General features: G+C 58.2%; 17 protein-coding genes. 11 read left to right on the forward strand and 6 right to left on the reverse strand.

Features of this window, described 5'->3' with window-relative positions; genetic code table 11:
* Positions 1 to 68: 68 nt before the first annotated feature.
* Positions 69 to 575 (forward strand): transcription elongation factor GreA, encoded by a 507-nt coding sequence (gene greA, locus Q0030_RS11140; RefSeq protein WP_298366438.1) that lies wholly within the window; start codon positions 69 to 71, stop codon positions 573 to 575.
* Between the two features lie 688 nt (positions 576 to 1,263).
* Here greA and Q0030_RS11145 read toward each other — a convergent pair.
* Entirely contained in the window at positions 1,264 to 1,602 is a 339-nt protein-coding gene (locus tag Q0030_RS11145) for a flagellar biosynthesis regulator FlaF (RefSeq protein WP_363323446.1), read from the reverse strand.
* A gap of 985 nt (positions 1,603 to 2,587) precedes the next feature.
* Between Q0030_RS11145 and Q0030_RS11150 the strand changes: the two genes are divergently transcribed.
* Together Q0030_RS11150 and Q0030_RS11155 are read left to right on the forward strand one after the other, a co-directional pair.
* Positions 2,588 to 2,974 carry a response regulator gene (locus tag Q0030_RS11150; RefSeq protein ID WP_298366440.1) on the forward strand — a complete coding sequence of 129 codons (387 nt, stop codon included), beginning with the start codon at positions 2,588 to 2,590 and terminating at the stop codon, positions 2,972 to 2,974.
* Between the two features lie 6 nt (positions 2,975 to 2,980).
* Complete coding sequence (locus Q0030_RS11155) at positions 2,981 to 3,379, forward strand: response regulator (RefSeq protein ID WP_298366442.1); 399 nt, start codon at positions 2,981 to 2,983, stop codon at positions 3,377 to 3,379.
* 426 nt (positions 3,380 to 3,805) lie between these two features.
* Here the strand turns inward: Q0030_RS11155 and Q0030_RS11160 are convergent, their stop codons facing one another.
* The 3 genes from Q0030_RS11160 to Q0030_RS11170 form a co-directional block, all read right to left on the reverse strand.
* Positions 3,806 to 4,018 carry a hypothetical protein gene (locus Q0030_RS11160; RefSeq protein WP_298366444.1) on the reverse strand — a complete coding sequence of 71 codons (213 nt, stop codon included), beginning with the start codon at positions 4,016 to 4,018 and terminating at the stop codon, positions 3,806 to 3,808.
* A 923-nt stretch (positions 4,019 to 4,941) separates the two neighbouring features.
* Positions 4,942 to 5,154, reverse strand: coding sequence for a hypothetical protein (locus tag Q0030_RS11165; RefSeq protein WP_298366445.1), 213 nt, complete (start codon positions 5,152 to 5,154; stop codon positions 4,942 to 4,944).
* Between the two features lie 112 nt (positions 5,155 to 5,266).
* Entirely contained in the window at positions 5,267 to 6,193 is a 927-nt protein-coding gene (locus Q0030_RS11170) for a LysR family transcriptional regulator (protein ID WP_298366447.1), read from the reverse strand.
* A 116-nt stretch (positions 6,194 to 6,309) separates the two neighbouring features.
* On the opposite strand from Q0030_RS11170, the gene Q0030_RS11175 reads away from it, so the two are divergent.
* From Q0030_RS11175 to Q0030_RS11210, 8 genes are all read left to right on the forward strand, one after another.
* Positions 6,310 to 6,975 (forward strand): isochorismatase family protein, encoded by a 666-nt coding sequence (locus Q0030_RS11175; RefSeq protein WP_298366449.1) that lies wholly within the window; start codon positions 6,310 to 6,312, stop codon positions 6,973 to 6,975.
* The gene (locus Q0030_RS11180; protein WP_298366451.1) at positions 6,972 to 7,721 is read left to right on the forward strand and encodes an Asp/Glu racemase; all 750 of its coding nucleotides are present in this window, start codon (positions 6,972 to 6,974) and stop codon (positions 7,719 to 7,721) included. Before Q0030_RS11175 ends, Q0030_RS11180 begins: the two co-directional genes overlap by 4 nt.
* Positions 7,722 to 7,771: 50 nt before the next feature.
* Positions 7,772 to 9,088 (forward strand): MFS transporter, encoded by a 1,317-nt coding sequence (locus Q0030_RS11185; protein WP_298366453.1) that lies wholly within the window; start codon positions 7,772 to 7,774, stop codon positions 9,086 to 9,088.
* A 5-nt stretch (positions 9,089 to 9,093) separates the two neighbouring features.
* Positions 9,094 to 9,828 carry an aspartate/glutamate racemase family protein gene (locus Q0030_RS11190; RefSeq protein ID WP_298366455.1) on the forward strand — a complete coding sequence of 245 codons (735 nt, stop codon included), beginning with the start codon at positions 9,094 to 9,096 and terminating at the stop codon, positions 9,826 to 9,828.
* 162 nt (positions 9,829 to 9,990) lie between these two features.
* Positions 9,991 to 10,731, forward strand: a complete 741-nt coding sequence (locus Q0030_RS11195) for an amino acid ABC transporter ATP-binding protein (RefSeq protein WP_363323447.1) — start codon at positions 9,991 to 9,993, stop codon at positions 10,729 to 10,731.
* A gap of 20 nt (positions 10,732 to 10,751) precedes the next feature.
* On the forward strand, positions 10,752 to 11,555 hold the full coding sequence (locus Q0030_RS11200) for an ABC transporter substrate-binding protein (protein WP_298366457.1): 804 nt from the start codon (positions 10,752 to 10,754) through the stop codon (positions 11,553 to 11,555).
* 26 nt (positions 11,556 to 11,581) lie between these two features.
* Entirely contained in the window at positions 11,582 to 12,253 is a 672-nt protein-coding gene (locus tag Q0030_RS11205; protein WP_298366459.1) for an amino acid ABC transporter permease, read from the forward strand.
* A 27-nt stretch (positions 12,254 to 12,280) separates the two neighbouring features.
* The gene (locus Q0030_RS11210) at positions 12,281 to 12,670 is read left to right on the forward strand and encodes a RidA family protein (protein WP_298366461.1); all 390 of its coding nucleotides are present in this window, start codon (positions 12,281 to 12,283) and stop codon (positions 12,668 to 12,670) included.
* 84 nt (positions 12,671 to 12,754) lie between these two features.
* Here Q0030_RS11210 and Q0030_RS11215 read toward each other — a convergent pair whose 3' ends face one another.
* Positions 12,755 to 13,915 (reverse strand): pyridoxal phosphate-dependent aminotransferase, encoded by a 1,161-nt coding sequence (locus Q0030_RS11215; protein WP_298366463.1) that lies wholly within the window; start codon positions 13,913 to 13,915, stop codon positions 12,755 to 12,757.
* Positions 13,916 to 14,035: 120 nt separating this feature from the next.
* Positions 14,036 to 14,935, reverse strand: coding sequence for an AraC family transcriptional regulator (locus Q0030_RS11220; protein WP_298366465.1), 900 nt, complete (start codon positions 14,933 to 14,935; stop codon positions 14,036 to 14,038).
* Positions 14,936 to 14,978: the final 43 nt, after the last annotated feature.

The raw sequence follows: 14,978 nt of genomic DNA on the forward strand, positions 1-14,978 counted from the left end.
CTGTTAGCGTCTGCATTCCCCTTGGCCTTGAAGCTTTGAAGCAAACTCGGGGAATGGGTTGGTGCGCGATGATAAGGCTTCCGATGACGGCCGCGGGTCACGCCGCTCTTGAAGATGAACTAAGAGGCCGCATCAGGATCGAGCGACCTCGTTTGGTTCAGCGAATTCAACAGGCGATCGCCGATGATGCCAACTTGGTGGAGAACTCCGAATATCAGGCTGCGCAGGCGGAGCAAAACGTCAATGAGGCCCGGATCGCCGAGCTAGAAGACAAGCTCGCGCTGGCAGAAATCGTCGACGTATCCAAGCTTTCCGGCAATACGATCAAATTTGGTGCTACCGTGACGCTAATCGACGATGATACCGGTGAGAAACGGACTTGGCAGATCGTCGGCGAGCCGGAAGCTGATGCGAGCAAAGGAAGAATTTCAGTGACTTCTCCCATCGCCAGGGCATTGATCGGTAAGACCAAGGGGACAACCGTGCTGGTCGACGCGCCGGGCGGCACTAAGGCCTTCAAAGTCCGGCACGTGGAGTGGTTTGAGGACAAGCCGAAGAGGCGAAAGCAGGTCTGAGGCTCAAATTCGCCGCGGGCTGGCCTCGGCTCCCCGGCGTCGGCCAGTTTGGGGTTTTTCCGATAGCAATTGTCAGCAATATCGGAGCGTAGATTGGATCGTCCAATCCGCCACCCGACCAAACGCCGAACCGGCACGTCCATGCGGCGGCACTCTTGCGGCACAGCCTGGGTCAGGCACGGCATGCGTGCCACGGGTCTATATTCCAGCAAGCTTTGCGCGATAACGCGCTGGCTCGGAAAAAGGACATCAAGCAATGAGACTGCGCTTGTCCGACGTAGCCCCTTCCGCCGTTCTAGCGGAGCACTACCGCGTGCAAGCCGAGCTGTGCAATCAAATGGCTCGAGCCACCGTGAGCCCCCTTCAAAGAGGGTTGGCTCGAGCTCGCTGATGAGTGGAGGAGGTTGGCGCGGGAGACGGAGGCAAAGCCGCACTGATTGCGGCCTAACCGAACACCGGTGCCAGTTAGCCGCCGAATCCGACGGGGCGCGCAGCTCGACCATCGCAATGTGGATCAAGATGCCAATCGGAGGTGACGTCAGGTCGTGGCCGAAGATGCTCAACGTCTGATTGCACCTTGCACTAGGCCCCTCGCTCAGGAATACGACACGACCACGACGTCAGGCATCGCATATACCTTACCTGGGCTGAGTACCTCCCCCTTCGGGACTCTGCTGCATTCTCTTCTCTAGAACCGACCGGCCAGTCCCGCGCCAATGTTACAATTGATGGCAATCAGGGGCGTCAGCTTCGCCGGATCCGGCTCCGTCTGCATTTCGAAGGTTTGTGCAAAAACGAAAGTGGCGATATTGACGGTCCCTTGACGTACTTCTTTCGGATTTGGGTTCTCGTTTGATTCCGCTTCAGCAAAAAAGATGCACCCCAGTCTCCGATTAAACATCAGAGCTTTATGCAAATTTGGGGGGCCCTGGTCAGTGCGATGCATACGGGCAGAGCGCGCCAGCCGCTCCGCAACAGCATGCGCGCGGGCCTCACTCCCGAGGCGGGATGGGCCTCGCAGACCCAGCGGTTATCATAGCAACGCGGGCAGGCAATGCGAACGGCTCCACCCCGGATAAGCGACGCCAGCTAACGGCTCCGTCTTTCTTCCATTGCAAGCTCATCCAAAAATCTCGCGAGGGCTATTTTGCCAGCGTATTCTGCCGCTGTTTGGGACTGGTAACCGCGATCGCCGATTTTCACTCCCATGGGCCTGCTGCGCCGCCTCAGTTCCCAGCCCCAACGACCGAGACTGTCGCCGGATTCGAAGGTCATGATGTAATAATCTGTCTCCGTTGCCATGAGATCGGTCTAGCGACGCCGGACAAACGACAAAGGCGAAACCCCCGCCGGGTGATACGTCCGACGGGGGCGCCGTTGCGGTGGATGGCTTGAGGCTAGTCTTAGAGGAGACTAGGTGTCACGCCAAGGACCGCCACTTCATCGAAGCGTCATCCTTTGGTTCCGGCAAGCTCAAGTGTTGAGCAGAAGTAGATGATGTGGCTGACGCAATTGCCCCTCGCGGCAACGTGCCGATAGCGATGACCAGATAAGTGCCCGCAAAGATCGCAACCGCGAGGCTCGCGCTTGCTTCAGCCCGGAATGCCTCCATTGCGGGGAGCGGGAATCCGAAACGTCGTGCGCCAAAGATGGTCCCGCGCCGGCACATTATTCGCGACCGATATGCCGATCGAGGCGCCAATGTTGCGCGCGGCATTGATCAGCGACAAGACCTTACCGGATTTGTCGCGGTGCATGCCGTCGAGGCCGCGCCGTGACGGAAAGTGAAGATCAAGGGAATGCCGACGTTCAGGACTCGAGCGCGTGTCTGGTTTGACGAACTCGCAACAGGACCGCGCGATCGACCGCCGAAAGCTCTCGACGGGTGCCAACTTTCGCGCGGCCTGTTGACGGTCGTCTGTGAGTGCACATGAAGGACACCGTGTCCCAGTTGGCTGGTCAGGAACAAAGGGCCCGGGACCCCATTGAAAGTTCAATAACGGAGGCCAGCCATGGGAGTGGTTCCCTTGCAAGAGCTCGATGCGGGGCCGGTCCGAGTCTTGCTCGTCGAAGATGAGCTTTTCGTCCGCATAGACATTGCCGCGACGCTTCGACACGCCGGCTTTCAGGTAATCGAGGCCGCGTGCGCCGATGCTGCGATGGAGTTCATCGAATCCGGCGAGCCAATCGATCTGGTGTTCACTGACATCCAGACACCGGGCATTCTCGATGGGCTCGCGCTGGCCGAACGGGTTCGGGCCAAGTACCCGCTGATGCCGGTGCTTATCTGCTCTGGAAACCTGGAGTTGGAGGGCGCGGCGAGCCGGTTAGGAAAGTTCGTACCTAAGCCATACGAGCCGACCGGAGTCGTGCGGCTCATCACAAGCTCGATACGGTGAAAATCAATGGAACCTGCAACGATTTTGGTGGTGGAGCGCGACATTCTCGTGCGGCAGCCCCTTGCCCAATATCTTCGCGATTGCGGTTATCGCGTCTTGGAGGCGGTCAATGCCACCGAGGCGAGTAGAGCAGTTTCCACTGGAAGAGAGAGCATAGACGTTGTGCTCATGGACGTGAAAGGCGTGGCGAGTGAGGGCGAATTTACCCTGGCGTCCTGGTTGAGGACCAACCATCCGACTATCAAGGTTCTGCTCGGCGGCACTATTGCTAAAGTCCTGCAACTGGCAGGCGACCTGTGTAATGAGGCGCCCGAAGGTGGCCTAGACTATCGATCGGTGCTTGATCACATTCGGCGACTGCTTGCGGGTCGAGACCAACGGTCTCCCGATAGACGTGACGACTGATTCTGATCTCTAGCATTTCTCGTTGTCGCGCGCTGGCCAAGACAGCTGGCAGATCCAACCACGCGGCGGGCAGCAGCGACCAAGGCCCCATCGCGATCACGACAGCATAGCTTACGAGCTGCGTTAGCTGACAAGCGGTGCAGGTCGCGCTTTTTTTGAGTGCTGATCTTATTTGCTCATCGAGCAGCGGCGCGCAGGAGAAAAGCGGCCGGGATCGACCTTGATCCCGACCCAGTCTGGGAATGCGTGCGCGAGCCGCGTGTCGGACCATTCGACACGACGGGGGCGGAGCTGGTCCGTTAGCTTTCAAGTCACGGGTCGTGCCGCTTCGCTGAGACCTTGGCCGATGGACCTGATCTTCGATGGCGTCGCGAAGTGTTTGGCGGTGGAATTTCAGCGTGAGGGGGTTCGGGGCATTCACTTCAATCAGGGACCGTCGGTGAGCTCCGGGCCGATCTCGATAACCTCGACGAAGTAGTGACCGACGTCGCTGTTGAAGCCGATGAAGTCCCACGTCGCGCCGGCGCCGTGGCCAGCTACGCCGGTGAAGCGCGCCGGTTGCCACTCCGGGTCTTTCGTGCTCGAGCGGACCAGTACCCAATAGAAGCGGCCTTGGTTCAACTGTGCGATGTCGGTCATGGAAACAGTCCGTTAATTCTTACAACACGGATTTTCCTGGATCAGCGCGGGCGGACGGCAATGCGGGCTTAGGGGCAAATGCGCGATTCCAAAACCTTCGCTCACGCCGCCGCGCGATGCTCGGCCGAGCCTGATCAGCATCGAAGCAATCGTGAACGCGTTCGCGTTCCTCTATGGCCAGCCAACTCGGGGTTAGTCATTTGAGATTGACGTCCGAACGTCACGCGTAAAGCGGTGAACGGGGCATGCCGGCGCTTAATTCCCTCGTCGGGAGTATCGAAATCCGCCGCGGCGCGTTTGGCTTGGCGATACCAGCAAAAATACCAGCAAAGCGGACGGCTGCAGTGGGCTTTTGCTTGTATTTTCAATGCATCGCGAAAGTTTTCCGGAGAAATCCGGAATCGAACCAGCAGCTTAAGTTATTGTTATTATTATGATTTCTTCCGTGGTGCCCCTGGCCGGCAATCATCTAATCATATAACCATCTGAATCTTAAGTAGTTCTCATAGCGGATTGTTGCTGATACCAGCAGGAATACCAGCAGCGTGACGCAGGGTATTCGGTCGTAAAAAAGAGAACGGCAGGCCCCTCTGTAGGAAGCGCGGCGTATGCCGTTCCGGTCGACACAATCGCTCCCCCACGTAATCGAGCATGAATTACTACAGCCGGCTTTGCGACCACTTCTGTTGAGGATCTCACCCGAAACTACGAGAACTATTCTTGCGCGAGGCTATCTCTCCATTTTCGGAGAGCGCGATCCGTAGTGACGGCCTGCTACACGCAGGGCCGGATTCTAGATCCGCAAAGTCGGCATCATAAGGTAACGTGTTCCCACTCAAGCAGGCGTGTGCTGTCGCGAGTAAACCTGAGGGACAGCAAACTCGTACGCCTCGACGCGCCGCGGATACGTTTCGGTGGGTAACTTATTCGCGGAAATCAGGAGACATGCGATCCAGCTTCCGCAGCAAGGCCCGCCAGACCAGCCTTTCCGCCAGTTGCGACATGCCGCCCGATTTCGCCAGCGCCGCGTTTTTCTCGATCGCCAGCTCCGGCGGATGGTAGTCGGACTCCGTGCCGCCGTTCGCGCGCGTCCTTATCTGCATAGTGCAGGCTCGTTCGAGGAAATAGATACGCAAGAATGCTTGCCCATGATGGACTGGAGCAAGAGTTCAAGTTGTTCAATCGCTTAGAAGACAGCTTGTGCACCGCGAGCATGCTTCCGGTCAGGCCGGGGCGGTCGATCGCTCGTCAGGCGTCGGTCTCAATCGGCATCCCAAGCTTGCTGCCGGACAGTGCTGCGCCAAGCTGCCGAGCCAAATTGGCCATGTAGGCGCACTCGATGCCACCGGTGTCGTCCCACCACATTGCGCAGATGTTGAGCGGGAGCAGCGGTGGATCAGCGTCCGGAATGCGTAGTCCAAGTTCGCCGCCGAAAGCCGAGACCATCGCTTGCGGCACCAACGCTGCGCCACCCCGCGCGCTAGCAAGGCGCGCGATGATCGCAATCGTGTCGCATGTGACGACCCTGCTAGGTTTCACAGCACGAGCGCCAAACCACGCCATCATGTTCGTGAAAAGTCCGGACGGTGGAGCCGTCGTGTAGATGGGAACATCGACCAGCACTTCTGGCGTCGCTATTGCTCCCTTGAACGAACAATCCTTTCCTATCGCCCAAACACTGTCGACCGACCAGAGCGGGACAATCGAGATACCATCCCGAACGCGTGGTTGCGCAAGAAATGCGATGTCGATGGTCCGTTCGTGCAGCGCAGTCTCGAGCCGGGTGCTGACGTCGACTTCGACATTGATCTGCCAGGAGGGGTGTCTTGCCTCCAATGCCGCCAATAGATCGGGCAAGATTAGTGCGGCGAAGGACTCGGCAGCGCCGATCCGGAACAGTCGTTCATCTGAGGGATTGTTGCGGGAGCGCCGCTCGATCTGCTCGGCAATCGCAAGCATCCGTTCGGTGTCGGCGTAGATAGCGACGCCGGCTGGTGTCATGACGGGCCGATACAGCGAGCGATCCAAAAGCTCCGCACCGAGATTGCGCTCCAGCTCGCGGACACGCAGGCTGACTGTCGGTTGCGTCAGATTGAGCTGCGCCGCGGCCGCCCTGAAGCTGCCGAGCTTCGCGACCCAATAAAACGCTTCCGCTTGGCCGAGTGTATAGCGCATCGCGCAAGATGATAGGGCGATCTTATCATGTTGCAAGAACTCTTAATTTTCATTGGCTTCAGGCCGGTGGTACCGCCGCTGACAACGTCATCGTTTGCAAGCGGAGGAAAACCGGGATGGCTGACGAAGCCTCGCTCTCCCACGGGGAGGGAGAGATCTATCACCGCCAGGGCTTTGGCAACCGGTCGGGCATTGGCGATCGCCCCGGGCTGGTCATCGTCGACTTCGTCAATGGTTTCGCCGATCCGACTGTGTTCGGTGGTGGAAATATCCGCGATGCAATCGTCGAGACGCAAGGCCTCCTTGGGTTCGCAAGGTCGGCAAATTGGCCGGTTGCCTTCACCAGGGTCGTGTTCGCTGACGATGCGAGTGATGCCAACGTTTTCACGCGCAAAGTCCCGTCGCTCCTTTCTCTTACGGAAGAGAATCCGCAGTCAGCGGTCGTGCGGGAGTTAGCACCTCGGCCGGGTGAGCTAGTTCTGCGGAAGCGATTGCCATCGGCCTTCGCCGGCACGGACCTGGCGGCTTGGCTAACGAAGCACAACGTCGACACGCTGGTTGTGGTAGGAGCAACGACGTCCGGGTGCGTCAGAGCCACGGTCGTCGATGCAATGGGGAGCGGATTTCTCATCGTCGTTGCAGCTGATTGCGTGGGAGACCGCGCAGAGGGCCCTCATCACGCCAGCCTGTTCGACATGGCTCAGAAATACGCGGACCTCATGACTGCGCAGGATATCCGCAAATCATTCGTCGAGAAGTACAGCGCCGGAGGCGTAAAGTGACCGATTCCCTGGGTTTTCGCCTCAAGCTTGGCATCATTGCGCCGTCCACCAACACCGCGGTGCAGCCAGAGATGGATGCGATGCGTCCTTACGGTGTGACCAATCACCACGGCCGGCTCCATATTCCGAACGACACGATCAGGAACGATGCTGACTTCAATCGCGTGATGGACAACATCCGTGCCACGATGGACGAGGCAGCGCGGGTGGTGATGACCTGCCAGCCCGATCGTCTTGTGCTCGGCATGTCGTCCGAAACGTTCTGGGATGGGCTCGAAGGCAGCAAGAAGCTGCTCGAACGCATGCACCAGATCTCCGGCGGCGTTCCGGTCACCATGGGGGCGGAAGCTGTTCGCGCTGCGTTGCCCAAATACGGAAACATCCGCAGGATCGGCGTGATAACGCCCTACATGCCGCCAGGCGATGAACAGGTCCGCCGCTTCTTCGCAGAATGTGGCTTCGAGATCGTCGCTTTGAAGGGGCTACGCGGACCTTCTCCCGTGCAGTATGCCCACGTGTCGGAGAAGCAGCTTCGCGACGCCATCAACGAGATGAATGATCCGTCGGTGGAGGCCATCATCCAGGTCGGCACCAACCTTGCCATGGCTCGTCTGGCGGGCATTGCCGAGTTCTGGCTCGACAAGCCCGTCATCGCCATCAACACCGCCATCTACTGGCACGCGCTGCGACAGAGCGGGATCGAGGATCGGGTTCCGGGATTTGGATCCTTGCTGATCGACTACTGACGATCCGGTCGTCGCGATTTTTGCGAGTTCAATCATTGAGGGGGTAGGAGATGGGCTTCAAGAAGCGATATTGCGTGTATGCCGGGCTGTTCGTGTTGATGTTCATCAACTACCTCGATCGGGTCAATCTGTCCGTCGCCGCGAAGCCGCTGGCAGAGAGCTACGGCCTGTCTCCCATCGACATGGGGTACATCTTCTCTGCCTTCCTGTGGACCTATCTGATCTGCCTGATCCCCATGGGTATGCTGGCCGATCGATTTGGGGGACGTGCGGTCACCTATACGACGCTCGGCATTTGGTCGCTCGCCGGAATCTGGACGGGCCTGGCGTCAACCTATTCTTCGCTCGTTGCGTCCCGTCTCGTCCTCGGAATAGGCGAGTCAGCGAGTTATCCTGCCGGTGGCAAGATCATTCGGGAATGGGCACCTGCCAGCGAGCGCGGCATTGCCGCGGCGTTTCTCAACTGCGGCGCGCACGCCGGCCTTTGCTTTGGCTCCGTCGTGGTCGGCTCGCTGATCGTCGAATTCGGATGGCGCGAGTCTTTCTACATTACCGGCATCGCTGGCCTTGCCATCGCCGTACTGTGGTATCTGCTATATCGCCGGCCAGAAGAGGCAGCTTGGCTTGGTTCTGTAGAACGTAACCTCATTCGCGATAATCGCGGCCAAATCGCAACGGATGACGCCCAGAAACTCAACCAGACTGCTGCCCTGAAGGGGTTGCTACGTAGTCCCACCATGTGGTCTCTGGCTCTGACGCAAGGGTGCGCTGGCTACACACTCTATTTGTTTATGACTTGGCTACCCAGCTACCTCGTGGCATCGCGCGGCATGGATGTCTTGAAGTCGAGCTTGTTCTCGGCCATCCCCTACGGGACGGCGGCACTGCTTGGGCTTGGTCTCGGTTGGTTGAGCGATCGACTCCTGAAGGGAACCGGGGCGAGCAATAGCGATAGGCGGAAGTTGATCGCGACGATGCTGCTCCTGTCCTCCGTGATCCTCGCCGCTCCATTCGTTGATTCAATCTGGCTGATCGAGGTCCTGATCAGCGTATCGCTCGCATGCGTAGCCACCGCAATGGCCATGAACATTGCGCTGATCGCCGATTTGATGTCCGACGGCCGGTACAACGGCGTCGCCACCAGCCTTCTTATCATGGGCGGAAATACGTTCGGGACGGCAGCGCCAATCGTTACCGGCTACGTCGTCGCAGCGACTGGTGGCTTCTCCGGTGCATTCGTGATCGCAGGCGTGTTGCTCATCGGCGGGTCGATCGTGATCATGTTGGGTGCCCGAAAGCCGATCTCCGTGGCGAACGAGGCGGAGCTCGGAGCCGGGCAGATTCGTGTCGCTACTGAAGAGATCTGAAAGCCATGACAGACGTCGATTATGGTAGCCGCCTTCGTGTTGGGATCTTGATGCCGTCGGGTAATCCGATCGCAGAGCCCGAAATCCGCGCCATGCTGCCGGCGGGTATTTCTCCGCTGGTGACCAGGCTCGCTCTTCGTGGCAGTTCCAAGCCGGAGCTGCTCGGGATGCTCGATCAGCTTGAGCCGGCATCCAGTCTTCTTGCTGATGCCGGCGTTGATGTGATTGTCTTCCACTGCACAGCAGTCTCGACATTCGCCCCCGATTTGGCGGCCGGAATCCGCCAACGCGTGGAGGCAACAACAAACATAAAATGCTTCACCACGGCGGACGCGGTCATCAAGGCGTTGCAGCAGCTCCGCGCCAAGCGCATTACGCTGCTAACTCCGTACATCAGCGCGGTTCATGAGCGAGAAATATCATTCCTCGAAGCAAAGGGGTTTGTCGTAGAAACCAACGCATATCTCGGCATCAATACGAACACCCAGATGGCCAGGATTGTACCCAACGCGATTGCTGATTGGGCCGACGACAACATCAATCCACGCACCGATGCATGCTTCATCAGTTGCACCGCCATCAGGTCAGCTCCAATCATTTCTCGGCTCGAGCAACGCTGGGGCATTCCCGTGGTGACCAGCAACCAGTCCATGGTGTGGCAATTGATGCGTTCAAACGGGATCGACCTCAACCTCGGCGGATTTGGTCGATTATTCTCTATCGCAGGAACTGACGAATAAGAGGCATTGGTTCGTTGGTCCCAGATCGGGGTGGTCTAATTCGGGCAACACCGCGCTCGCAAGTTACCGCTTTCTGGTCTGCCAAGGGGCACGTCTAATCTGGGGGATCGAGGCCACCGGCAGAAGGCGCGGAATCCCATAGTGTTGGCATCCAGAAAAACCATTCTAGAGGCTCGCGAGATCAAGAAGAGCTTCGGCGCTCTTGCGGTGCTCAATGGCGTATCGCTGAACGTTGCGGAAGGTGAGATCGTCAGCCTTATCGGTCCTTCCGGTTCGGGTAAGACGACGTTCCTGAGGTGCCTGGCCCTGCTCGAGGAAATCTCGTTCGGGGAGATCCGTATCAACGGAACCACAGTTGCCGGAGCAGCCTCCGATCGTCAGTCCCAGCAAGCCGCACGGCTCATGAGGCGGGACATCGGCATGGTGTTCCAACAGTTCAATCTGTGGCCGCATATGACCGTGCTTCAGAACGTGATCGAAGCGCCCATGCGCGTTCGTGGAATTTCGCGAGACGTTGCCATCGCATCGGCTACCGAAATCCTGGCAAAGGTCGGCATCGCGGAGAAGCGCGACGCATATCCGGCGCAACTCTCCGGCGGTCAGCAGCAACGCGTAGCGATCTCGCGTGCGCTCGCGATGAATCCGAAAGTCATCCTCTTCGATGAACCGACGTCTGCTCTCGATCCAGAGCTTCGTCACGAAGTGCTGGCTGTACTCAAAAAGCTCGCCGACGATGGTCAGACTATGATCGTGGTCACCCATGAGATGGGGTTCGCCAGAAGCGTGAGCACGCGCATCGCATTTCTTGACGGCGGAAAGCTGGTCGAAGAAGGCGGATCTGATGAGTTCTTTAGGTCGCCCAAGACCGAGAGAGCCAAGCAATTCCTGGAAATGATGTTCTGAGCGATGAACGAGGGGGCCAAATGAAAAAGCTGTCGATTCTTGCCGCTGGTGTGATCGGTTTCTGCGCGATCTTTGGATCGGCAGCTGTCTATGCACAGCAAAAGGTCTCGAAGTTGACTCTGATCCCCCAGAAGGGAAAACTTCGAGTTTGTCAGGTTCCGAACTACTACGCCATCTCGTTTCGGAACCCGAAAACCGGAGAGCTTGAAGGGATCGACGTGGATCTCTCTAATGAGCTCGCGAAGGAGCTAAACGTTCAGCTCGAGATCGTCGAGACGCAGTTCTCGACTTTCATTGCCGATCTTCAGGCCGACAAGTGCGATATCGGAATGTTCGCCGTTGCAGCGACCTTGAAGCGGGCTCAGGCGGTCGAATTTTCCAATCCGTATCTCGAGTCCGGCCTGTACGCCATCGTGAAGGACGGTAGCAAGATCGAGAAATGGGACGACGTCGATCAGCCCGGCGTGCGGGTCGTCACCGGTCTCGGAAGCTTCATGGATGACATCATGAAGGGTTATCTGAAAAAGGCGACCCAGCGCAGCGTAGTGCCTCCCGCCGATATGCTGAGCGAGCTGGCTGCCAATAAGGCGGACGTCTACATCAGCGACTACCCGGCCAGTGTTCGGATCAAGAAGGAATTTGACTGGGCAAAGCTGATCGCACCGTCCGAGCCGCTCGCCGTCACGCCGTATTCATACGTCGTCGCCCCAGGGGATCAGGTTTGGCTGAACTTCATCAACCTGTTCGTGCGAACGATTCACAATGACGGTCGGCTCAAGAAATATGCGGACAAGCATAATTTGAGTCCGATGGTCGCAAAGTAGCCTCTCAGCGTGGCGCGAGTCGAGACATGAGCACGTACACGTTCAGGTGGGACGTTGTTCGAGATAACTTGCCCTTCTTGCTCTCGGGTCTCAAGGGCACCCTGATCATATCCGCTGTCACGCTTGTGATGGCGATGTTGGGCGGATTGGTACTGGTGTCTCTCGATCTCTCCAGATGGAAAGTCGTGAGATCCATCAGTATCACGTTCGGGGAGTTGGTGCGCAACACGCCAATCCTGATCCAGCTTCTGTGGTACTATTATGTGCTGCCAATATCATTCGGAATCGACATTCCCGCGATGTTTGCAGCAATTCTTGGACTCTCGATTTACTCGTCAGCGTTCATAGGCGAGGTGTATCGGGCCGGAATTCAAGGCGTCCCAAAGGGGCACGTAGAAGCAGCGAAGGTTCTTGGCCTGAGCAGGCTACAGACGTTCACTCGAATTGTATTGCCCCAAGCATTTTGGGCGAGTCTGCCGCCGCTCGCATCGAACTTCGTGATGCTCATCAAGTACTCGTCGCTCGCTTCCGTCCTCTCGGTGCCCGAGATCACGCGAAAGGCAACAGAGCTCTCATCGGCGACGTTCAGGCCGCTGGAAATATTTACGGCCGTTGCGCTGGTCTACTTCATCATTTGCTGGCCCCTGACGCTAACGATCAGGTGGATCGAGCGCCGAACCATGCGGCTCAGAAAATAACCTACGACAACAGAATGGAGGTCTCTCATGACAGACGACGTACGCTTTGTGGACTCCCACGCTAACACTCGTCCGTTCTCGCACGCATCGATCGTCGGGCCCTGGATCTTTACCAAAGGAACTGCCGGTTACAACGCGGAGACGGGGCAATTCCCATTGGACATTCGGGAACAGACCGCCCAATGCATGAAGAACCTCGCTAACATTCTCAAGGAATGCGATGCGACCTTTGCCGATGTCGTCAAGGTCAACGTCTATCTTGTAAACATAGGCGACTACGACGCTGTAAATGAAGTTTATGTGAAGGCGATGGGTGGCCACAAGCCGGCGCGATGCTGCGTCGGGGTGCCCGCGCTGCCGACGAAAAACGAGAACATGAAGATCGAAATGGTCGCCTATAAGAGGGATCGCGCCTAGATCGCGTCTCATTGGGACCGGCGACGATCGGCTATTGAGACACCAAGGCGCATCGCCTTTGGTGTCTCAAGGGCGGGGCTCAGGCTATTGGGCCTTCCGCGCAGTTGCCTGGATTGTCGCAGAAAGCGCATCGAGGGCGGTCGGAAGAACGTCGATTGGAAGATAGCCAAAGCCGAGTCGCAAGACTGCGGATGACTCGCCGAACCACGACCCATCTCCGATCTGGAGATCGGACTTCGGAAGCGCCGACCAGAAGCGGTTAATGGCGGCTGCGTCGAATGCCGTTGGGTTCAATCGTAGGCAGCAGAGAGCCCCGCCGTCAGGTTTGACCCATTGGACCATGCCGGCTTGGTTGCCGACCCATGCCGCCACTGTTGAGAGGCCTGTTGCAAGCAGAGTGCGACGCTGGCGCAGAATTGCCTCTCGGTGATCAAGGACGGTCGCTGCCAAAGTCTCATCGAGCGGAGAACCGGAGATCACGAGGTTCATTTTTGCGACAGTCAATCGCTCGCGAAGCTTAGGATCACGGACGGTGAGCCATCCAACGCGGAGCCCAGGAGCGCCGTGCGCCTTTGAGACGGATCCGCCGGTTATGATCGCTTCATCAAGCGCTGCGGCACTCTGAGGAGGAAGCTCATCCCCGTAGGTTGCCTCACGATACGTCTCATCGACGAATAGGCGCGCAGCCGGAGCTTTCGTGCGCATCAGGTCCAGGATTTCTCGTATTTCCGCGAGATCTGTTCGCACGCCGCTCGGGTTCTGCGGGCTGGCGATGCTGACGAGCTTCGTCTTTTCGTTGAGGAGCGGTTCGAGTGCTTCGGGTGTCAGCCGATAGCCGCGATCGAATGTCAGATGACATTCTCGCAACGTCACGCCGGTGCCGACGAGCGAGTCGCGCGAGGGCGGAAAGCATGGTGTTGCAATAACGGCCTCGTCGCCCAGACGGCAGAGTTCGAACGCCAGCAGAAACAGTCCAAGGGCAGTTCCTTGCGTGGTAATGACGTCTTCCGCCCGAACTCCCGCAAGCGCGGCAATCGTGGCCCGGAGGCGCGGCAGACCCGCCGACGAACCATAGCCCATCTTGAGGCCGTCAAGCGCGGCGATGCCGCCGGCCATGCTCACAATCTCGCCGAATGTCAGGTCCTGGGCCGTGCTTTCGGCCAGATTGTAACGCCGATTGATATCGAGCAACGAGATGATCTCGTTTCGAGGAAATCGGCCCGGCCAGTCTGGCTTGTGTGTCACATCGTCCTCAAGGTCAGTGGGTCTGCGGCTATTGGAGGACGTGACCGTGAGAAATCTTGTCGAAAGTTGCTGCGGCCGGAGGCTTTTGGGGACTTCAAATGCGGGGCGCGGACCGGCAGTTTATTGCATCGACCTCGCATAGAGGGCCGGCGTCGTGCCGGTGAATTGTTTGAAGCGCTTTGTGAAGTGCGCTTGGTCGGCAAAACCGACGTCCAACGCCACCTGCGCGACCGGTTCGCCAAGCCTCAGGAGCTGCCGCGATTTCGCAATTCGCACCTGGGTCAGATAGGAGTAGGGCGTTAAGCCGAGGTGTTTCTGAAAAAGCCTGATCAGGTGAAAGGAGCCGACGCCGGAAGCTCTGGAGGCATCTTCGAGGCCGATATCGTCACATGCTCGCGCTTGCAAGAACGCGATCGCACGATCGACTGCTTTTGAGCAACCCGAATCGGTGCGTGTGAGACGGTCGGCCCCATAGCGCTCGAACAGCAGCGAAATGCCACAGACCATCGCCTCTTCGGCGCCCGCCATGTCGGTGCCGGCCAAGGTAAGTCCTTGGGCTTGGTCAAACCAATGCCAGAGATCGGGATCTTCGATGACCGTCTTCCCGACAATAGACCCATCGCCGCACGGGCGCGCCAGGATCGAGGCGAGGGCGGAGGCTGGCACGTAAAGCGCAGCATAGGCTAATTCCCGCCCATGCTCGCGTTCACCGGTATGCATTTCGCCGGGGTTGACCACAACTAGATCGCCCGGCGCAGCATGCGCGCGAGCGTTTCCGCATCGAAACGACTTCACCCCGGCATGCATGACACCAATCATCAGCTCATCGTGCGAATGCGGTGCGAAACTGTGCCGCACAAATCGCGCAGACATCAAATCGATGCCGCCAAACATCGGCGAGCTACGAAAGGTCGCTCTGTCGAGAGGGCTCTCGAATTGCAAAGTAGCCATGGCGCTGAGGTCAATATCCGACAAGAACGATAGATCGGTTCCTGCTTTCTGTAAACCGGCGCCAACCACCGACGTCAGCCTCGGCGCCGTCCCCAATTGGACTAAGGAACTT

This window comes from uncultured Bradyrhizobium sp., from assembly GCF_947648125.1.
Taxonomy (GTDB): domain Bacteria; phylum Pseudomonadota; class Alphaproteobacteria; order Rhizobiales; family Xanthobacteraceae; genus Bradyrhizobium.